General features: G+C 50.1%; 17 protein-coding genes. 9 read left to right on the forward strand and 8 right to left on the reverse strand.

The features are described 5' to 3' along the window. Nucleotides 1–107 precede the first annotated feature (107 nt). A complete protein-coding gene (locus ACO0LN_RS10305; protein WP_422973390.1) occupies nt 108–1,652 on the reverse strand; it encodes a hypothetical protein in 1,545 nt (514 codons plus the stop codon). Nucleotides 1,653–1,929: 277 nt separating this feature from the next. Next, on the reverse strand, nt 1,930–2,109 hold the full coding sequence (locus ACO0LN_RS10310) for a hypothetical protein (protein ID WP_422973392.1): 180 nt from the start codon (nt 2,107–2,109) through the stop codon (nt 1,930–1,932). Between the two features lie 130 nt (nt 2,110–2,239). On the opposite strand from ACO0LN_RS10310, the gene ACO0LN_RS10315 reads away from it, so the two are divergent. Together ACO0LN_RS10315 and ACO0LN_RS10320 are read left to right on the forward strand one after the other, a co-directional pair. Beyond that, entirely contained in the window at nt 2,240–2,878 is a 639-nt protein-coding gene (locus ACO0LN_RS10315; protein ID WP_422973394.1) for a hypothetical protein, read from the forward strand. Nucleotides 2,879–3,210: 332 nt separating this feature from the next. Beyond that, entirely contained in the window at nt 3,211–3,960 is a 750-nt protein-coding gene (locus ACO0LN_RS10320; RefSeq protein ID WP_422973396.1) for a hypothetical protein, read from the forward strand. Between the two features lie 562 nt (nt 3,961–4,522). On the opposite strand, the gene ACO0LN_RS10325 is transcribed toward ACO0LN_RS10320, so the two are convergent. Beyond that, nucleotides 4,523–5,911: a sensor domain-containing diguanylate cyclase gene (locus ACO0LN_RS10325; RefSeq protein ID WP_422973398.1), complete on the reverse strand. Its 1,389-nt coding sequence runs from the start codon at nt 5,909–5,911 to the stop codon at nt 4,523–4,525. A 269-nt stretch (nt 5,912–6,180) separates the two neighbouring features. Here ACO0LN_RS10325 and ACO0LN_RS10330 point away from each other — a divergent pair, with 269 nt between their 5' ends. The 4 genes from ACO0LN_RS10330 (at nt 6,181) to ACO0LN_RS10345 (ending at nt 9,199) form a co-directional block, all read left to right on the forward strand. Further along, complete coding sequence (locus ACO0LN_RS10330) at nt 6,181–6,567, forward strand: phage tail length tape measure family protein (RefSeq protein ID WP_422973400.1); 387 nt, start codon at nt 6,181–6,183, stop codon at nt 6,565–6,567. A 172-nt stretch (nt 6,568–6,739) separates the two neighbouring features. Beyond that, entirely contained in the window at nt 6,740–7,321 is a 582-nt protein-coding gene (locus ACO0LN_RS10335; protein WP_422973402.1) for a hypothetical protein, read from the forward strand. Between the two features lie 329 nt (nt 7,322–7,650). Beyond that, entirely contained in the window at nt 7,651–8,484 is an 834-nt protein-coding gene (locus ACO0LN_RS10340; protein WP_422973404.1) for a hypothetical protein, read from the forward strand. A 241-nt stretch (nt 8,485–8,725) separates the two neighbouring features. Then, on the forward strand, nt 8,726–9,199 hold the full coding sequence (locus tag ACO0LN_RS10345; protein ID WP_422973406.1) for a hypothetical protein: 474 nt from the start codon (nt 8,726–8,728) through the stop codon (nt 9,197–9,199). Nucleotides 9,200–9,413: 214 nt separating this feature from the next. Here ACO0LN_RS10345 and ACO0LN_RS10350 read toward each other — a convergent pair whose 3' ends face one another. Then, complete coding sequence (locus tag ACO0LN_RS10350; RefSeq protein WP_422973408.1) at nt 9,414–10,160, reverse strand: SDR family oxidoreductase; 747 nt, start codon at nt 10,158–10,160, stop codon at nt 9,414–9,416. Nucleotides 10,161–10,312: 152 nt separating this feature from the next. Further along, the gene (locus ACO0LN_RS10355; RefSeq protein ID WP_422973813.1) at nt 10,313–13,501 is read right to left on the reverse strand and encodes a di-heme oxidoredictase family protein; all 3,189 of its coding nucleotides are present in this window, start codon (nt 13,499–13,501) and stop codon (nt 10,313–10,315) included. Nucleotides 13,502–13,753: 252 nt separating this feature from the next. Between ACO0LN_RS10355 and ACO0LN_RS10360 the strand changes: the two genes are divergently transcribed. Further along, nucleotides 13,754–14,104, forward strand: coding sequence for a hypothetical protein (locus ACO0LN_RS10360; RefSeq protein WP_422973410.1), 351 nt, complete (start codon nt 13,754–13,756; stop codon nt 14,102–14,104). A 426-nt stretch (nt 14,105–14,530) separates the two neighbouring features. On the opposite strand, the gene ACO0LN_RS10365 is transcribed toward ACO0LN_RS10360, so the two are convergent. Together ACO0LN_RS10365 and ACO0LN_RS10370 are read right to left on the reverse strand one after the other, a co-directional pair. Continuing rightward, nucleotides 14,531–15,268, reverse strand: coding sequence for a siderophore-interacting protein (locus ACO0LN_RS10365; RefSeq protein ID WP_422973412.1), 738 nt, complete (start codon nt 15,266–15,268; stop codon nt 14,531–14,533). Nucleotides 15,269–15,456: 188 nt separating this feature from the next. Further along, nucleotides 15,457–16,068, reverse strand: coding sequence for an MFS transporter (locus ACO0LN_RS10370; RefSeq protein WP_422973414.1), 612 nt, complete (start codon nt 16,066–16,068; stop codon nt 15,457–15,459). 362 nt (nt 16,069–16,430) lie between these two features. Between ACO0LN_RS10370 and ACO0LN_RS10375 the strand changes: the two genes are divergently transcribed. Then, the gene (locus ACO0LN_RS10375) at nt 16,431–17,042 is read left to right on the forward strand and encodes a hypothetical protein (protein ID WP_422973416.1); all 612 of its coding nucleotides are present in this window, start codon (nt 16,431–16,433) and stop codon (nt 17,040–17,042) included. 80 nt (nt 17,043–17,122) lie between these two features. Here ACO0LN_RS10375 and ACO0LN_RS10380 read toward each other — a convergent pair whose 3' ends face one another. Beyond that, entirely contained in the window at nt 17,123–18,328 is a 1,206-nt protein-coding gene (locus tag ACO0LN_RS10380) for an MFS transporter (protein ID WP_422973418.1), read from the reverse strand. A 105-nt stretch (nt 18,329–18,433) separates the two neighbouring features. Here ACO0LN_RS10380 and ACO0LN_RS10385 point away from each other — a divergent pair, with 105 nt between their 5' ends. Next, entirely contained in the window at nt 18,434–19,336 is a 903-nt protein-coding gene (locus ACO0LN_RS10385) for a LysR family transcriptional regulator (RefSeq protein ID WP_422973420.1), read from the forward strand. Nucleotides 19,337–19,427: the final 91 nt, after the last annotated feature.

Genomic DNA, 19,427 nt, shown 5'->3' on the forward strand with positions numbered 1-19,427 from the left:
CAGTGTTTTCAGACTAGCTCTTGTTTGCCAAACTTGGAACCCTCTCCGGCAAGAGAGGGTTCCCTACAGCGATAGCCTTGTTGTGGCAATTTGTTGCAAGCCCTATCCTATTTAAAACAGGCGCTGGTATCTTGCGGGTTTTTCGCGTTGCCAGGCATCAACTCGAATGGCGTGAAGCGGGCAGGTGCCGTGTATTGATTTTGCACGTAGTCAGAGTACGACATCAGCGCCGCGTTCATGACATGCAAGCGGTTCAAAGTGGAAAGCTGCTGCAGTGGCAATGTCACCAGACCGGACTTGTAAACTTCGCCGCGTGTCCATTGCTGACCCTGAGTGATGGTGCCAACCAGCCTGGCTTGCAGATCGGCGGCACTTTGCCCCAGTGCGTTTTTACCGCCAACGACATCAGGTGGCAGCAGTTCAGGGTTGACGATCCATCCCCTTGCTTTGGCCACCGTATTACCAAAAATAATCAACTCGTTCAAGGTCATATTGAGTGCTGAGTAATTACGCAGGGGCAAGGGAGAATCGCCGGTAGCGGTTTCTTCTGTATGCCCGGCGATGTGCGGCGCAGTGGCGCAGGTCGCACCAAAGATCATTTGCAGATTATTGCCATCCAGTTTCATATAGCTACCGGCATCGGTGCCGCCAGGAGGAGAAGGCGCATCGTCACCGCAGTAAGTCGAATGCGAAGCCGTGTCCTGCATGCTGTGGATATACAAGCCGATGCGGGCAAGCTGCACAGGAACCGGCGGCATGGCCGGATCTTTCCACAAGACACCGGTTGTACGGGATTTATCCTTCAGCCATTGGCCCAGTTCGCGGTAACTGACATCACCATTGCTATTATCGAGAATTTTAGGCCCTGAGTTAAAGCTGACCTGAACACCGTTCTGTGACTGTGTAATCACCGGCACATTTCCCTGCGCAGTGATCCCTGTCCTGCACGCACGGCCACTGAAATTCGATGCACCATTTGGTACCGTCAGGCCTGCCGCGCACAGCAAGCCAGGTTCTTCATCTGCTTGCATGGCCCATTGCCGCATATTGGAGAGCGAACCCTCATAAACATCGTCAATCACGAGCGGATAGCCGGGTACAGGGAAATGGAACGGGTACACGGCCTGGATACCACTGGCACCATGCACGTCCGTGCCTGCGCCGTTCGGGGAAAACGGCAGCACATAGTGATACAGCGGGCCATCGGTTGTGGCATTGGTGCGCTGGAAGCCATTAAATTTGGCCGTGATATAAGACTGGCCAGAGTTGCTGGCAGACGCTTGCACGCCGCACTGGTCAATGGGTGCATATTGCGTGTAGTCTGCCACTTCATTGTAGGCAACAATCCAATACGCCACATCGGCCCTATAGCCCAGTGCCTGCGCCAAAAAGTAGGTGGCATCTGAATGGATCATACTTCTGGCGGGAACAGGCGCAGCAATTTGCTTCACCGCCTGCGCAAGTTGCGCCGGACAAGCTTTTCCTTCAGACGGCGTCTTTGCACACGCCGCACGCGGCTCCACACAGGCCACGATCTTGCGGTCTTTCGTGGAGACACAGAGATCTTCAAAATAAGCATGCGCGACTTGTGGCGCAAAGAATAAAATCGCCAGCAAGGACGACCCATTACCGATCAAACGCTGAATTTTCATGTGATGTAATCCCAGGATGGTATTCGCACAAGCTGATATAAATGTAGCGGTGACGAAGATTGTTTAACTAAATTGTTCAACGAAATTTTTTAAGTTAAGGGCGTTGATCAAGAACAGGAGGTAAGCGACAAACGCGACGAACGCTATAAAGGTGTCTAAAAATTGCTGACGAAATGCAGATTATCATAAAAGCATCTATTGTTAGTATAAATGCACTTCAATTATTCAAAATACAACATGTGCAGCTGTTTTTTCATCACTTTTTCAGGAAATCTGACTAGCTTATGTTGAGTTTTGCGATCACATGGAAGTCACCCGCCTTTCCAGTCAGGGCAATCTGCGATGCATCACTGCCAGTGGCAGCAGAGCTGAAGCACCATTCAGCCCGCCAGCGCAAGACCATGCGCAACAATAAAGTGAGAGGAGTAAAGCAGACTGCCCAAGCATGTCTCAGCACAGAGAGTTCTCTCCTGTGCTCTGCCGCAATATGAAGCCAGCGACCTGAACTTTAGTCTGGTTCACATAAACCCGAAACAGGCATATCATCCACTTATTTTTCGCATGCCAGATTTCGAGAAATGAGCGCCATGAATTCTTCGTTGAAACCAGTCGTTTTTTTATGCGCAGCTGCCGTGCTTGCTATTTCACCCTGTGCCTATGCAGCGGATAAACCTGCTGCCCCCGCTGACCTGGCGCTCTCCTGCCAGAATCCGGTAAAGAAAGGCGATACCGCACAAAGCCTGAAGAAACGCTATCCAGGAAACACCACAGTGCAGGAAGTGGATGGCCCTGAAGGGGCAACTCAAAAAGTACTGGTGCTTTACCCGCAAAACCAGATGAAGCCCTACAGGGTAGAAGTGTACTTTGATGATGACGCAATGACCCGCCTTGTTTCCGTCAATATCAATAGCGACAAAAGCCAATGGACTTACCAAGGCTTGAAGATACTCGATTCCATCCCGGCGGTAGAAAAACAGAACGGCAAGCCGCTGACTCTGTACGGCTTTGGCTGGGATTATGGCGGCCACGTCACCAGCTTCAATGAAGGCACCTTTTCAACACCATCCAGCGACTGCACTCCACATTTCCGCTTCCAGCTACGTACTGATAAAAATGCGCCCAAGGCAATTCTTGGCGAACAAAAAATCAAATCCAGCCTGCCAGCAGTCATCCAGGCACAGCCTTATCTGAGCGAAATATCACTCGACTTTGTTGAACAGAAATAGCAAGGAAATTCGCAACCCCCGCGTAGGTACGATTAGCGAAGCGTAATCGTACAAAACCGCGTCCCCCAAAAAAGAAAAGACCGCAAGCATCCAGCTTGATGCCGAAATAATTCGATGGCATCGCGACGTCCAATCGCTAGATTGTTATCAGGTCTTATATGGATGCAGTGTCACACGACTGAAATATATAAATGTAAGGCCTTATTTTATTTTGTGTTTTTACAAAGATTTTTGAATAACGGATAATAAATCATGGATATAATGCCAGCACACATTATGCAGGCATGATGCTGATATAAAACAAGACAAAATAAAACAAAGAAGGGGAAACCGTGCTCATCATCTGGGGGAAAAAACATGTGCGCAAAAATATTGGCTATGCTGCCGATTTTTGCCCTATCTGCCGCGGGCCGCAGGTATTCAAGCTCATCCGCGTCGGCCTGGCCAGCCACGTGTATTACATTACCTCCGGTGATGGGGAGCTGGTCAGCCATGAGCGCGAATGCGAGCAGTGTCATACTCTGCTCGATGCCAATCCAGATGGGTATCTGACCCTGTCCAAGAAAAAACAGTCGCTTGCTGACTTGATGAAGACGACTTTCCCAAGCCTGCCGGAAGTCTATAAGGAAAGACTGGACCTCGAAGAAAAAGTCATGAAAACCCCGACACTGCTGACGCCACAAGAGCGCGACGTCATGATCAGGACACCTTTTCATCTCTTGTCGCCCCTTTTAGAAATACGCCTGGGGCAGACCCATTTAGACTTGGGCATCAGCCTGGCACTGCTGGGCTCGTTTTTTCTCGTTACCATCGTCCCCGTATTGCTAACGAAAATCCTGCCGTTTGATGAAGCCATCAACTTTCTCGCCTGCGCCATCATCGCCTTACTGGTGACAGGCTGGCAAATCCTCACTGCTGGTAGTCGCTATGTCAAGCGTCGTATCGTCCCTGTCCTCGGCTCCAACTTGAAGCCTTTGAGGCCAACAGAAAGCGAGCTGAAATCAGCACTGGCAGAATTGAAGGCAGACCGGAAAAAAATGGCAACGAGATTGAAAATTGCGGATTTGCAGACATATTTTTGAAAGACAGCGCAATTTCTCTAAAGACATGGATGGCATCGATTACCACAAATCTGGAAGTAACTTCAGGCAGGGCTAGTATTCATGCATTTCTAAATCTGCGGGTGCTTACGCGATTGCAAGTCAATCCCACCCGCAAGCAAAAATTAGGAGAAATATCATTGCTAATCCCGGTGGACCTGACGAAGAAACATGGAAGAAAATGAGCTTGAACGAGAAGAGGGTATATGTTGTAGGCGTCATCGCAGTAATATTGATTACAATCACTGCGATTGTCTGCAGTAGATCAGGCTTGATCTAATGGCGCAATCATATGCGTCTTAGGTGTAATGGCTCACACAGCAATTACCTCGTTTTCTGATAAACAACCGACCTTAGCTAGTGCTTGCTCAGGTGGTCACCCGGAAAGACCTCAAGAAGTATGGAAAGACGAGTTCCAATATTCATACATTTCCAAACTCGCGGACGATTACGCGATTGCTAATCGCCCCTGCGCGCTTAACACTTGCTAACTTGCTGGCAAAGTACACCAATGCATATGGGCGAACGATGACGCCATCATAAGCTATTCGATGCGATGGGCTAAATACCTGTTGCGCCCGTTAGATTTCGCAGCGTAGAGTTGTTCATCTGCTGTTTGAACAATATCCAATACTGCCCTATCTGCTTTGCAGAATGCGGTAACAACACCCAGGCTGACCGTCACATAGTTGGCAACGCTTGAATGGCTGTGAGGAATGGCGAGTCGATTAATCTCCTCGCGTATCTTTTCAGCGATAGCAATAGCGCCTTGTTGTTTTGTTCTTGGCAGCACACACGCGAACTCTTCACCGCCGTAACGTGCTGCCAGGTCTGTGGTGCGCACCAATACTCTCTTGATTGCATTCGCTAGTTGTTTGAGACATTCGTCGCCGGCCACATGGCCGTAGGTGTCATTGAATAATTTAAAGAAATCAACGTCAATTAAGATGAGCGATAGCTCATCTCCAGACCGTACATGCCGTGCGTATTCCTGGGAAAGTACCTCGTCCAGATGTCTTCTGTTTGCCAATCCAGTCAGGCCATCAATCATCGCAAGCTGGGTTAGCTGATCTTCGATTCGCTTTTGGTCAGTAATGTCCTGAATCACACCAACGTACTCTTTTTTTTCAAGTGCTACCACTTCAGAAACTCTGAGTTCGACTGGAAAATGGCGATCATCCTTAGTTATCCCCTCCAGTTCCAGACCAGTTTTCAGGACTGAATTTTCACCTTCAAAATGAAAATGTGAGAGATGATCCATTTGGTCATCAACATTTACCTCTCGCATCAACTTTTTAATATTCATTCCTATTAATGCGTCTTCTGTGTAGCCGAACAAGTGTTGGGTGGCAGGGTTAGCGGAAGTGATAAGGCCACTTTCATCAATCGTGATGATGCCGTCCAAAATGCTTTCTAATATGGCGTGTAGACGTATTTGTGTTTCCTGCGCCCTTAATTCTGCCAGCTTCAATAGAGTGATATCGCTGACGCGAACAAAGAAACCACGCACCGCTCCATTGACGATATCAGGTATGTAATGTGCCAAAGTGTGTCTGGTGCTGCCGTCTGCTTTTATCAATGATCGCTCGAATTGCTGTGCCTGACCAGCAAGCGCTCCTAAAATATAGCGCTCATTTTGCAGATATAGACTTTCACCCAGAAGGCCTTTAAGGTTCGTGCCGATAATGCTCTGTGGCGACTTACCAAACCATTCAAGATAGCCTTTACTGGCATAGTGGCAATATAATTGATTGTCCCAATAAGCAATTAACCCGGGCATGTGGTTAATTATTTCACTTAGAAATCGAATTTTCTCAACTGGAGATAATGTACTTTTGGTGTGATTACTTGTGTTCAAAATTTCCCCGCTAACAAATTTAAAAATCAAGCAGCGTGCTGATGTTGATAGACCCATCTTGCGCATAAAACCCATTTTTTTTCATTGATCTAAATCAAGAGAGTTTAAAATTAACGCAACGATCAGGCATATCGAAAACATTGCCCTATACCCATGCGCGATTAAAATTCCGCTTGGGCACAAGCAGAGTGAAATCGTACACAATCGTGTCCCTCAGAGACTTTATGAAATTGAAAAGGGCCCATGTCCAACATCCATACATTTCCAAAATTACGGGTGATTAGACAATTGGGATCCACCCCAGATGTGGTTTAATTGCATTTATTTTTTGAAAGAGACTTGGCATGAAAATATTAAAGTGGTTAGCAATCATCGTTGCCGGCCTTGCCGTCATTATTGTGGTTGCTGCAATGCAAGGGGCTGGTGATCAACGCCGCATGCAATCTGCTCTGCAATTGACCGGGGGTTACGTCGGCATGACAGAAGGCCAGCTCTATGAGCTTGGGACTAGCATCTCAAAGAATGGCGTAGGCACCATAGGAGAAGCGCGTGAAGTGATTTTTTGGCTGGTATGCAGCGGCCGGTTTTCATCCGCCACAATTGAACCATCGGCCAAAGCTGCCTTAGGTTTGGTATCTGCACAAGGGCTGAGTGAAAAAGAGGCGGTTACCACCTTGATTCAAATGGTCGATCCATCAGCACGCGCGCCACTCGACGGTTGTCCGAAATAAGACGAAATTGGTGTGAGATTGGAGTCGTGTCTAATACTCGCTCGTTGCTGGCTTGCGGGTGATTATGCGATTGCTTATTGCCCCTATGTGCTGATTATAATATTTTCAGAAGAAATAATATCAAAGCGATTGATAAGTTTAATGTTGACATCACAAAACAGGGCTTGAACCGATGACCAAAATTGCTAAGCTTATCGTTGATTTTTTGGCGCTTTCCGACCAGGCCCGCCCCGGCTATCGTGAAAGCCTGGGGCGTGGATTACCTAGGTTAGAAGCAGAATATAGACTAAAAACCATTTTCGAATCACCAGCCGATATACCCGAACTAGTTTTGGAACTATATTGCCAAGTCGATGGTACTTTGAGAGATGTCGCTGACCAAAAAGTCATGGATTTTATTCCCGGCTATCGTCTGATCCATATAGATGAACTTGAAGAAGAGTTTCAGAAATTCATGGCAATTCTTGGACCATCTCGACATCATAATTTTCCGTTCCTCGCGAATTATTCCAGTGACTTTGTTTGCATTGAAAGTGAGCCCGAAAATAGAGAAAATAAAATTGGTGGCTTTTTACATGACGACCCTCAATTTGAGTTGATGCATTCAAGCGCAGAAGATTTTTTGACGACTGTCATTGCTTTTTACAGGGAGAATGTATATTTTCTGGACGCTGACGGATTTCTTGATTATGACTTCGATAAACAAACACTTTTGGGGAATCGATTAAATAACGGGATTTTATATTGGCAATAAATTTACAAGATTGCTGATACCCAATCGAAACCCACGTAGGTAAGATTAGCGCAGCGTAATCGTACGGATGAGATATCAAAAATAGCTAAAGACACCAAGAAAATCCGATGATCGCTGCCTTTACATCTCCGCACGAGAGTGATGTATCCTTGAGTCAAAATCATAAAGCAGCCGGGATTTTCAAACAGCACAGAAAATTGCGGCTGACCATGCGTACGATTACGCTGCGCTAATCGTACCTACATCTCTGCAATTCCCCATAATTAATATAAGCCAACTGAAGAATGCAACAGTAATCCCATGGAGAATAATAAGAAAAGGAGCTTAATTTGGAAATGAATCTGGATCAAATGCTGATTTGGATAAATCGCGTGGAAGAACAGGAATTGGAGTCAATACAGCATATATTTGATATAGACAAAGGCTTACGAAGTCGAGGTGCATACAATAGAGCGGCCGATAATCCTAGCCACCAAATTGAGGGGCTGATTATGCTTTCACAAGCCCGATGGGTACTGCAGAAAGATTTGGATATGGCCAATAATTTACTCGGTAAGATTACTGACTTAGCAGCATTAAGCAGTAGAGCAATTCAAGAAATTGACCATGCCAGATCGAATAATTATGTTTGGGATTACATTCTTTTATCCTATTCTACTTTCGTACCCATACTAGTTGGCTTATTGTTAGCTGGGGCAGAGAAAGAATTTTTCGGATTAAGTGAAAAAATCGTTTCGTGTTCAAGCTTTGATCATGAAAGCAGAGGACATATTGTGGGCGAATTTGCATTTCAAATTGCGAATCTTGCCGTCGGTAAGTATGGCTTGGATTCCTTGAGTGCAATTGAGGGTACAAAGGGATTTAAAAAATCACATTTTATCTATGGCTACCACGAGTTGCTTTACCATATTGCGCAGAATGACCCGGAGGCATTTGAGCGTGTAAGGGGGGAGCTGGAGTCCGCATTTCCAAAGCGTGTACGCAGCAGGATTGCCCTTGGCCAATTGGAGACTTGGGGGTATGGCAAAGTAGCGCAGTCAGCCACGTTTGATGCATTAGGCACGGCCTTGTGCCGATTGGCTTTGTGGCGTGGAATGCCAATCAATGCTAATACAAGGCTGTATCCTAAAGAATTTTACGCAGCTCAGTTGCTGCTTGCGTAATATGACTAGCCAGCGTAGGTACGATTAGCGCAGCGTAATCGTACGAATGAGATACCGGAAACAGCTATAGACCTCAGGTAAATTCCATGATCGCCGCCTATACATCTCTGCACGAGAGGGATGTATCCTTGATTCAAAATCATAAAGCAGCCGTGATTTTCAAGCAGTACAGAAAATTGCTGCTGAGCATGCGTACGATTACGCTGCGCTAATCGTACCTACATCTCTTAAAGGACGATGTATGTTTGATACACAAGATGAATGCTTAAACGCTTTTGAAAAGCTTGGCTTTCCTCCTATTTTTTCTGAAATGTGGAAAGGAGGAGGGTCCGATCGATTTAAGCGTCAGTATGATGTTCCTGTGAGATTCTTTCAAATTAAAGACATATTAAAAGAAAATAATTTACTACCTCTTAGGTTTTTGCCGATGCTTGAAATGAATAGAGAGGTTATTTACGGCTTTGATATGGACTCAGAAAAATTCGTCGAATATTATTATTCTGATAGCGAAATATTTGTAATCGGGGATAATTATCAGCAGTTTTTGGGCGCCATATTTGTTGATCTTGGCTATGCCGGATTGGAATCCTTAGTTCAGGAAGTTGGAGACTCATTTGAGTTCAAGTATTTACCAGAACTATACGTTTTCCTGCAACAAGATGACGATGAGAATGCATTGGATTCAAAGATGAGATTTATTCTTAATCTGCATTAGCCCGCGCAGATACGGTTAGCGCAGCATAATCGTACACAGCCGTGCCCCCCAAAAAAAAAGAAAAAACCTCAAGCGTGGTGGCATATAGAAGCATGCATTTCCACTCTCCTGCATTTCTCTGTGACTCTGTGTCCCTGTGGTGAGCATTCAGGTCGTATGATTTTCGTTTGCCGGTACCGTATTTAACGTACCCCACCAATGCATACAAGCAAACTCACCCAAACACCCCGCCCTCATCCGCATCCAGTATCACCGACAAAGTAATATGCCGTGGCCTCGTCAGTGCAAACAGCACCACATCCACCACGTCCTTGCTGGTCGCACGTTCGCCTTTCTGGCGGTCTTGCACAGCGTCCCATTCTGGTTGCTGTGGTGAGACGTCATCAAGATAGGGCGGGTGCACGCTGATGGAGCGGATGGGTGTGCCTGCGAGCATTTGCCGGAAGCCGTCTGCCAGGCCGGACTGGGCGCGTTTGGCGGCGTAGAAGGGCACGGATACGCTTTGCATCCTCGCATTTGGCAAGCCGCTGATGGAGCCTATGGTGAGGATGTCTGCGCCTTTTGATAATCTCAGCAACGGCAGCAGGCCCTGGGTTAGCAGGAAAGTGCCTGTGACGGCAGAGTTGATGACGCCGAGTACTTCGGCTGCTGTATAGGCTTCGTCCCTGGCTTCCAGCCACATGGTGCCGTTGTTGATCAGCAGATCGATGTGGGTGTGTGATTTGCTCAACGCATCGATGGTGGCCTGCACGCTGTGCACATCGGCCAGATCGGTTTCAACACAAACCGGCATCTCATGTCCCAGGCTTTGTATGGTGCTGGCGGTATCACCGAGCTGTGCAAGTTTGCGGCCACATAAAATCACTTTACAGCCTGCCTCTGCCAGTGAGAGGGCGAGTGCGGCACCCAGGCCGCGTCCTGCACCGGTGATCACTGCGGTTTTTCCAGCCAGACTATTCATACGGTTTCCTCACGAATTTTCCTCAATAAGTGTGCAGAAACTATACATCAGACTCGCCGCACACGCAGAGTACCCGCCTGTAAAGAAAAACGGCTGTTGAACATATATCTGTTCAACAGCCGTTTTAAAACGCAAAGCTAGTTACAAAAGCTTTACAGCGACTTCAGGAAAGCCAGTACTGCATCGCGGTCTGCTTTAGACAAGCCTTCAAAACGCTGGCGTGCCTTGTCTGCTTCACCGCCGTGCCAGAGGATGGCTTCGGTCAGGTTGCGGGCGCGGCCATCGTGCAGGTAGCCGACCTTGCTGTTATTGCCCATGACTTTGTCGGTATAGCCTATGCCCCACAGTGGCGAGGTGCGCCACATATTGCCCTGAGCCTGTCCTTCTACCAGCTTGTCGGCCAGACCTGTGCCCATGTCATGCAGCAGCAAATCTGTGTATGGCTTGATGGTCTGGTTGCGCAATTCAGCGAGCAAATGGCCGTTACCAGTTTTCATCTCCACCGTGTGACATGCTGAACAACGCATGTTCTGGAACACTTTGGCACCGGCACTGACTTGCTGAGGATTGACGACATGCTCATCCATAGGTGCGACACCTTTGGGGAAGCCACTGGCAATGCTGCGTTGTGCAGGCACGGCCACCAGACCCAGGTAGCGGGTGATGGATTGCAGGTCAGCTTCGGTGATACCTTTTTGCGCAGGTGCAGCAGCACAGCCAGCCGGGTCCGTTGTACAGCTACGGTTAGGATAGCTTGGTGAAGTGACAGCCATGTCTTGTAACAGCGCAGCCGCTGTCTGATGACGCAAGGTTGCCTTGGATGCCTTCCAGCCAAAGCGGCCTACACGTACTGCACCGGTCTCTGGTTCAAACACATAGTTGGCAATACCAACGACTCCATCAGCATCAGGTGCAGAGCGCACGCGGGACAGGATGTCTGCTTCAGGTATGGCTTCAAGCAAACCCATGCCTATCATAGGCTGTGCAGCGCGCAGCGAATACACGGTTGGTACTGCACCTTCAAATGCCAGTGAAGGTTTGCGCAATTCTACCGTGGTGCCATCGGCCAGCTTGGTCGTGCGGGTTTCAAAGCCGGCGACGTTAACATTGGTACCCCAGTTTTGCGGCACACCGCTGCTGGAGAAGGCATTCATCTGTACTACCGTGCCATATTGCGGATGCGGCAATTGCTGGCCTGCTGCATTGGTTGCTGCCACGCGCACCGACATGCTGTCGAGACGCTGGTTGATGGCGGTAGGCGCAGGGCTGCGGCCATTATTGACGTGGCAGGCAATACAGGCAGACTGGTTGAAACGCGGCCCCTGCAAACCTACGGCTTGCTGGTAACGGTCATTGCCATTCTCATTGTGGTCACCGGTCGTAAAGTTGGTATGCACCAGACGACGGCCCTCAACAAAGCGCTGTATGTTTTGCATACCCGCATTATTGTGTGGCTGCTGGAACATGAACAGACCATTGTCAGAATAGTTGTAGGAGACCGAACCCTGGCCACCCGACAAAGTATCTTCCGGCAAAGGCACCGAGTTCAGGCGCGGTTGCACGCCATACCAAGGTTTGAGACCAGAGCCGACCACATAAATCCATTCGGCTGAGTAATAACGTACACCGCCGTTGTCACCCTTGGCAGCCATGCCTTCAGGCGTGGAGAACATCGATGGCGAGACTTCAATGATGTCACCTGCCACCAGCGGACGTGCCGGGATATTTTTATCATTCGGGAAGCCATTTGCATCCAGGTCGCTATGTCCTGGATAGTCTTTCACGCGCAAGGTACAGGCACCATTCACACCATCAGGGCTGCTGAGTTTGTTATTGGCAGGGTAGGGTACGGGTTTGCAGATGGCGACATTGCGATCGACCAGTTCACCCGGATTCATCCAGCCATAACCTGTCACACCAACGCGGTCAAAACCACGGAAGAAAGCCACGCCACCCGGCAGAAAATCAACAGTATTGTATTGATTGACTGTGAGCACAGGTTTGGTCACGCCAGCCACACGGCTATTGTCGATGATCTCAAAACCCCAGGTGCGGTTCTTGAAGTATTGCGGCACAAAGGTCAGATAATTGCCCGGGCCTTTATCAACTGGCAGGCCGGTGACAGCATCGACAGTTTCATTCGGGCCATAGCCAATTTCATTCCACTCTTCACCACGTTCACGGCCATGGCGTGCCAGGCCGCGTGCACCAAAGCGCGTGACCAGGGTGCCATCAGGCAGGGTAAATTGCAGGCTTTCCAGCGGTTCTGCGGCGGCAGGCAAAGGTGCCCAGCCACTGCCGCTGCTTGGAAATTTCAAGGCGGTAGTCGCTGCATCTGGCAGGGTGTTGTCGCTGCCTGGTGACTTGAATTCAACTTCAAACAAAGAGTAACCATACTGGGTAGCGCGGGCCACGCCTTGCAGGCGTAGGTAGCGGGCATTCGCACCGAGGTTAAAGAATTCTTCCGTACCGCCTTTGCCACCACTGACATAGCGCAGTTGCGTCCAGGTCTGGCCATCGTCTGATACGCGCAGCGCGTATTCCTTGCCATAGGCGTTTTCCCATACCAGCTTCATGTAGCCGACAGGTGTCTTGGTGCCAAAGTCAAACTGTATCCAGGCACCGTCTTCTGAGGTGCTGCCCCAGCGCGTATTGGCTTTGCCATCGATTGCCATGGCGGCTGACATGGCCTGGTTTTCTACGGCAGAAGAAGTCGCGGTGACAGGTTTGACTGCAACACCAGGTTTGCTCAAGTCAATCTGCCCAGGGTTGCCGGGTTGGCTAGGCTGGCTTGGATCTGTGCCCGGTTGTGTGACCGGCGTGCCTGAGAAAGCCTGTATCTCTATGATGGAATAGCCATACTGGGTAGAACGCTTGACACCCTTCACGCGCAGGTAGCGGCCTTTGCCGTTCAGGTCAGTCAGGTCTTCGACGCCACCCTGGCTGTTATCGACGGTCTTGATCGTCGTCCAGTCACTATTATTGTCAGACACCTGCAACAGATATTGCGTGGCATGGGCGTTTTCCCATTGTATGCGCACGCGGGTGATGGTTTCTGACTTGCCGAAGTCCAGGGTCAGGTACTGGTCATCCGTGAAGCCGCTGCCCCATCGCGTATTGTCGTTATGGTCTATCGCTGCCAGCGCAGAGAGGTCGCCACGTTCAACAGAACTGGCAGTCGCTGTCACAGGTGTCAGCGCGGTTTCTGCGGGTGCTGCTTGCGGTGGCGCAGCCATAGGCGTCGCGCCCGTGCCGTTCTGTGCAGAATCAGCATTGCTGGACCCACCACAGCCTGCCAGTTGTAAACAAAGTAGCGATGAGGCCAGGCAGATGGCCGTCATGCGGTTGGATATTTTTTTCACGTAAGAACTCCTGGTTGGTACGTTTTGTATTTGCATGTGGCAGGTAGTCCACATCCTGTTGTATTGCGTACTGCATGTCTGTGCATGTGCAGACAGGTGAAGCGCCGGTAGTGCGATGAATTCCATAAAGAGAGCAACGCCAGGAACGGGTTTCCTGGTCCGTCGAAGCGCAACACTACATAATCAGCATGTCAGATGCAAGCAAGCGGGCAGCACTAAACAAGTCACCAAATGGTTACCTATCTCTTACTGAAAGGTAAGCATTCAGCCCTTCGCTCCGCCCCAAAATTGGGCGCGGTACATTTCATTTTTTGTCAGTTGATTGACATAATTGGTCAGTTTTTGGAAAGCATCCCATTTGGGGCATGTGCAGGATTGCACTTGGGAGTGGAAACTTTTCCAGTTTTTTCGCAATTTGGACAATTGCGCAACTTCATGCAGATCCACATGTTTTTCTCCTTCTCCTTCCCCTTCAAGGGGAGATTTGCGGGGTTTCGCAAAGCATGCTTTGCGCCGCAAATTTCCAAGCCGCTTGCAAGCGGCGCGGTGGGATGGTTGGGATGGGGATGGGGGGTCTTATAAATTTTGATCGCAGCTTAATCAACCGAAACCCATCCCCACCCTAACCCTCCCCTTGAAGGGGAGGGGATTTAGTAATCAACAATAATAGAAATAGGAATAGGTTTAGTTTGATGCCAGTAAAAATTCCATCCCGAGATTGCGCAAAGATACAGCGGGCATCGGAAATTTCAAATAAAACTACAAACTATGCGCGCGACTGTAAGTGTCACGGATCAATAACAATGCTCATTAATCCGCTGACAAAAAACGTCCTCCAAATACACAACTGAACCCGCAGTCATTTAATCCATCCCCAAAAAAGAAAACGCTGTTTAGCGCTCAACATGATTGTGACAAGTTTGTAAGAAACAAATTGATTTCCCTGTTACAGAAAACTTACAAATGCAGATGCAAAAAAATGGTGCCAGCATCGTTTTGCAACACACATCAGTCTTCGCGTGTCCAGTAACTTGAAGACTTTATCCATGCTTCTGGCTGCCCGCGCTGTTCTAGCATATAAGTACGCAATGCCCGCGCAGCCTGTCTTTCGGCAGCTATCCAGATGTAACCATCGCCTGGCGGGAAAGTATAAGCAGCGGCTGCTGCCAGCAAAGTCTGCTCATCATTGGCTGAATCCTGATCGCGTATCAACCATTGCGCTTGCCAGTTGGCTGCAGTCACGCACACCTGTTTATCTGCCGCATCAGCAAGCATGATGATGCTGGTGACATGCACGCCTGCGCGCAATTGTTCAATGCGTCGTGTGATTGCAGGCAGGGCAGTGGCATCGCCGATGAGCAGATACCAGTCAAAGTCGTCTGCCACGACCATGGATTTACCCGGCCCGCTGACAATCAGCGTATCGCCTGTTTTTGCCTGCATCGCCCACGCATTGGCGGGCCCGTGCTGGTGCAGTGCAAAGTCCAGCACCAGCGTGCGCGCATGTGTGTCGACATATCGCGGTGTATATTCGCGTGTAACAAAGCTGTCTGCTTCGCCGGCAACCGGTAGCAATATCCTGACGTGGTCATCATGTGCAAGGCTGGCAAAGTCATGCAGATCATCTGATTGAAAAGTGATGCGCTGCATATTGGTTGTCAAGCGTGTGACGTCGATGACGCGCAGGGTTCTGCGGCGTTTTTCCCAGTGCAGGCGTTCGATGTGGTGTGTGGTATTTGTGGTCATGACGATTTGATTTTGTGAGTATTGGTTTGTGTTGATTAATTTTCGTGGATTGGGGCGATGCGTAGGTTGGGCCGGGCCTCGCTAGGCTACGTTTTACCAGCCCAACACTCGGCGTTTAAATGACGTATACGTTTGCAGAGGCCGAGTGTTGGGCTGATGAGGCGTAGCCTAGCGAGGCCCGGCCCAACCTACACTCCAGCCCAAGCTACGAGGCTGATGAGTGTTGCCAGAGCAGACCCCAGAAATACGGCTCTCAGTGAAAACAGCGCCAGCACAGAGCCCGCTGCCGGGCCAGCCACACGGCCTGCGCTCGACATGACGCGTGCGATGGAAAAGTAATAATGGTGCTGCTCAGCCGGTATGGCATCGGCGATGACGGCAGAGATAGTGGGGTGCAAGACACTTTCAAACGCGCCTATCAAGATCAGCACCAGGGCAGATGCCCATACACCGTGGGTAAAGTAGAGTATTGCAAAGCCCGTCCCCACACCCGCAGTAGGGATCAGCAAGACCGGGCGGCGCCCGACGCGGTCGGCAATCCCACCCACCAGGGGAGTGGCCAGCAACTCGCCACCAGAATAGCAGGCCAGCAGCAAGCCTATGTGGCTGGCAGAAATGCCCGCATCTTTTTCTGCCCACAAGGCAAAAAACGGCATGAGTACACCGTCAGCAAAGCCGACAAAAAAACAAACGAAAAGGCCAACAGCAGTGGCGAGAGGTGCATTCGTGAAAATGCAGAGAGAGGCAGAGAATCTGCGGGGGAGCTGAGACAGCAGTCGTAATAGAAATCGCATATACATTATCCAAGGCGCGACAAATCTGCTTGCAAATGCAGGACAAATTTGTTTGCGCGCTGGCTAACGTAAACGCTTACGTCACTTTTTCCAGTGATATGGGGCCATGCTAACAAAGAAAAAACAGGCAGTCAACGTGCTGGATTTATGCCAGCCCGGATGGATAGCGCGGCTCGCTTTTTACTGAATATCAGCTTGTTGCCCTGCTTGGCAGTGCTGACTTGACAAAATAGATAAGCAAATACCATCACAATTTCAAATGTAACTAATTGTAGCCTGGGCTATAATCTGCAATTGCTTTTTACGCGCGCGCATTGCCATTTTAACTATTAAAAGGCAATAAAATCTGCTCACCGTCACTTTATATTATGAAAAAAACATTTCTGGCCTGTTTGTCTTTCCTGGTTTTTGCCTGGCCCAGCCTGTCGCAGGCCGAGGTGCGCAAATGTGTGACGCCTTCCGGTGAAACGATATTTACCGACCAACCCTGCAATGCCAAGATAGGCAGCAACGCGACCGAAGTCAAAAACGACGCCACACTGCGCAAGATCACGGCCATGCAAAAAGACCGCGATACCGGCAAAAGCTGCTGGGTGCTGGATCACAGATATAATCAATGCGATGTCAGCGTAGATCGCACCCTGATGACCAACTTCAAGGAGAACTGCACCATACCGAGAAACCAGTTCATCAAAGACCGCGCCAACGACAACGTCAGCACCAGCTATAGAACTTACAGGGAGCGTAGAGAATACAGAGAGTCATCGCAAGAAGCCGATGATCTCGAATATAGCCACAGGGATACCCGCAAAAGTCGCGCTGTCTTGCAATGTGAAGTGCTGGAAAAAGATATGTGGTCCTATCTGAAGCAAAACTTCAGCGACAAAGTGCCACCACAAGACGCCAAGAATATCGAGGTCAAATTAATGGGTTTGCCTGATCCTGAAAGAAGCAGCAGTTCTTATAACAGAAGAAGATAGACGCCTTGTGCAGCTATTTATGCAAAAAAATGGGGGGACAGGTCGTAAAGCCTGTCCCTTTTTTTAAGCCTGGATAGCTATCAATGCATGCTGACCGCAGCCAGTCGCACGGCTTTGTCAGGCAACCCATCCGCCTTGTCCAGCCTGCATGCCAGCGTCGTCAAAGCCCAGGCACCTACGACAACCAGGGCACCTATCCATGGTGTATGCATCAAACCGATATGGCTGACGATCAAGCCACCCGCCCAGGCACCAAAGGCGATGCCGACATTGAAGGCAGCGATATTCAAGCCAGATGCAACGTCGATAGCCTGTGGTGCATCATGTTCAGCACGCTGCACTACATACACCTGCAAACCCGGCACATTACCAAAGGCCACCGCGCCCCAGGCCAATACCGTCAGCAATGCCAGCCATTTGTTATGCGCGGTAAAAGTCAGCACCAGCAAGACAAGGGCAAGCAAGGCGAACACGATTTGCAATGCTGCGACCGGGCCTTTTTTATCGGCCAGTTTGCCACCCCAGATATTGCCAAAAGTCACCGAGACACCATACACCAGCATCACCAGGCCCACCGCATTGGCACTAAAACCGCTGATGTCTTGCAGTATTGGTGCCAGATAAGTGAAGACGATAAAGCTGCCGCCATAGCCCAGTGCCGTCATCGCATATACCAGTAACAGGCGCGGTTTTTTGAGTACCGCCATTTGTGTTAATAAAGAGGCAGGCTTGCTGCTGGCGATGGTTGAAGGGATCAGAATCGCGCATCCAATAAAGGCAATCACACCCAGCGCCGACACTGCCAAAAACGTCGCTTGCCAGCCCAGATGCTGGCCGATGAAGGTACCCAGCGGCACACCCGTCACCAGCGCCACCGTCAGCCCGCTGAACATCAGCGCAATTGCACTGGCCGCTTTGTCTTTGGGGACCAGGCCAGTGGCTATCGTTGAACCTATCGAAAAGAACACCCCATGCGCGAGGCCAGTCAAGACCCGTGCCGCCATCAGCGAAGTATAGTTGGGTGCCATCCAGGCCACCAGGTTACCAATCGTGAACAAGGCCATCAGGCCCAGCAATAATTGCTTGCGCGGCACCCGGCCAGTCAGTGCTGTCAATACGGGCGCGCCAACAGCCACGCCCAGCGCATACAGGCTGACCAGCAAACCGGCAGAAGGAACAGATACCGCCAGGCTGCTGGCGATGGTGGGGATAAGGCCGACAATCACAAATTCTGTCGTACCGATGGCAAAGGCGCTGAGTGTCAGCGCCCACAAAGCAAGTGGCATATGGACTCCATGCATGGGGAAATGAATAACAGGCTGCAGTCTGGGCCCATGCAGAACAAAGAAAAATAGCTTAAGCTACACTTTACTTATGACTCGGAGTCAACAATGCTAAGCCTGGAAACCATGAAAGCCCTGGTCGCAGTGGCCGATACTGGCTCATTTTCAGCCGCAGCCGAGCGCCTGGGGCAAACGCCATCCGGCATCAGCCGCAGCATCTCCCGCCTTGAAGCCCAGCTCGGCATGACCCTGATGACGCGCACCACCCGCAAGCTTGAGATAACAGAAGAAGGTCACTGGCTCTTGCAAAGGGCCAAGAAGATACTCTGCGATATTGATGACACTGAAGAACAACTGACAGCGCGCCTGTCGCAACCATCCGGCCTGGTGCGGGTAAATGCCGCCACCCCCACGTTAGATCATCTGCTGGCCCCGCTGGTGGCCGATTTTCTCGATGCCTATCCTATCATCAAGCTGGAACTGGTCAGCGGTGAAACCTTTGTCGATCTCATCGAAGAGCGCGCCGACCTTGCCATACGCATAGGCCATTTGACTGACTCCAGCCTGCACGCACGCCGTCTGGGCAGCAGCCGCATCCGCCCGGTCGCCGCGCCGCATTACCTCGCACGCCATGGCGAACCACAAACCGTGGCTGATCTGGCACAGCACAGATTGCTGGGTTTTACCGCCCCCGCCAGCCTCAATACCTGGCCGCTGCCCAAGTTGGATGGCGTCAAAGATGAGGGCTATGTCATAGACCCTGTAGTCAGTGCCAGCAATGGCGAAACCCTGCGCCACCTGGCCGTGCAGGGCGCTGGCATCGTCTGTCTGTCTGACTTCCTGACCATGGCCGACCGCGCCCACGGCAGGCTCAAACCCGTGCTGGCCGACATCAGCCTGCCCTGGATGCAGCCGGTCTGGGCGGTATTCTATAAACAGGAAGCCATACCCCCACGCGTGGCAGTCTTGCTGGATTTTTTGATGACGAGATTACCGCTGGAGAGGGTGTGAGGGGGGAGTCGGGCCATGCAAACCGCGTCGCCCGTTAATTTGCATACCCTCAAAATCGTCATTCCTCCGCAGGCAGGAATCCATCGTATTT

Source organism: Undibacterium sp. TC9W (assembly GCF_049339865.1).
GTDB lineage: Bacteria > Pseudomonadota > Gammaproteobacteria > Burkholderiales > Burkholderiaceae_D > Undibacterium.

Excerpts from the sequence above, each read along its gene's own strand:
- ACO0LN_RS10345 (WP_422973406.1), top strand. The coding sequence starts at position 8,726 with ATGTTTGATACACAAGATGAATGCTTAAACGCTTTTGAAAAGCTTGGC.
- ACO0LN_RS10335 (WP_422973402.1), top strand. The coding sequence starts at position 6,740 with ATGACCAAAATTGCTAAGCTTATCGTTGATTTTTTGGCGCTTTCCGAC.
- ACO0LN_RS10355 (WP_422973813.1), bottom strand. The coding sequence starts at position 13,501 with ATGACGGCCATCTGCCTGGCCTCATCGCTACTTTGTTTACAACTGGCA.
- ACO0LN_RS10325 (WP_422973398.1), bottom strand. The coding sequence starts at position 5,911 with ATGGGTTTTATGCGCAAGATGGGTCTATCAACATCAGCACGCTGCTTG.
- ACO0LN_RS10305 (WP_422973390.1), bottom strand. The coding sequence starts at position 1,652 with ATGAAAATTCAGCGTTTGATCGGTAATGGGTCGTCCTTGCTGGCGATT.
- ACO0LN_RS10350 (WP_422973408.1), bottom strand. The coding sequence starts at position 10,160 with ATGAATAGTCTGGCTGGAAAAACCGCAGTGATCACCGGTGCAGGACGC.
- ACO0LN_RS10330 (WP_422973400.1), top strand. The coding sequence starts at position 6,181 with ATGAAAATATTAAAGTGGTTAGCAATCATCGTTGCCGGCCTTGCCGTC.
- ACO0LN_RS10370 (WP_422973414.1), bottom strand. The coding sequence starts at position 16,068 with ATGTATATGCGATTTCTATTACGACTGCTGTCTCAGCTCCCCCGCAGA.
- ACO0LN_RS10360 (WP_422973410.1), top strand. The coding sequence starts at position 13,754 with ATGGTTACCTATCTCTTACTGAAAGGTAAGCATTCAGCCCTTCGCTCC.
- ACO0LN_RS10315 (WP_422973394.1), top strand. The coding sequence starts at position 2,240 with ATGAATTCTTCGTTGAAACCAGTCGTTTTTTTATGCGCAGCTGCCGTG.
- ACO0LN_RS10375 (WP_422973416.1), top strand. The coding sequence starts at position 16,431 with ATGAAAAAAACATTTCTGGCCTGTTTGTCTTTCCTGGTTTTTGCCTGG.
- ACO0LN_RS10380 (WP_422973418.1), bottom strand. The coding sequence starts at position 18,328 with ATGCCACTTGCTTTGTGGGCGCTGACACTCAGCGCCTTTGCCATCGGT.
- ACO0LN_RS10365 (WP_422973412.1), bottom strand. The coding sequence starts at position 15,268 with ATGACCACAAATACCACACACCACATCGAACGCCTGCACTGGGAAAAA.
- ACO0LN_RS10385 (WP_422973420.1), top strand. The coding sequence starts at position 18,434 with ATGCTAAGCCTGGAAACCATGAAAGCCCTGGTCGCAGTGGCCGATACT.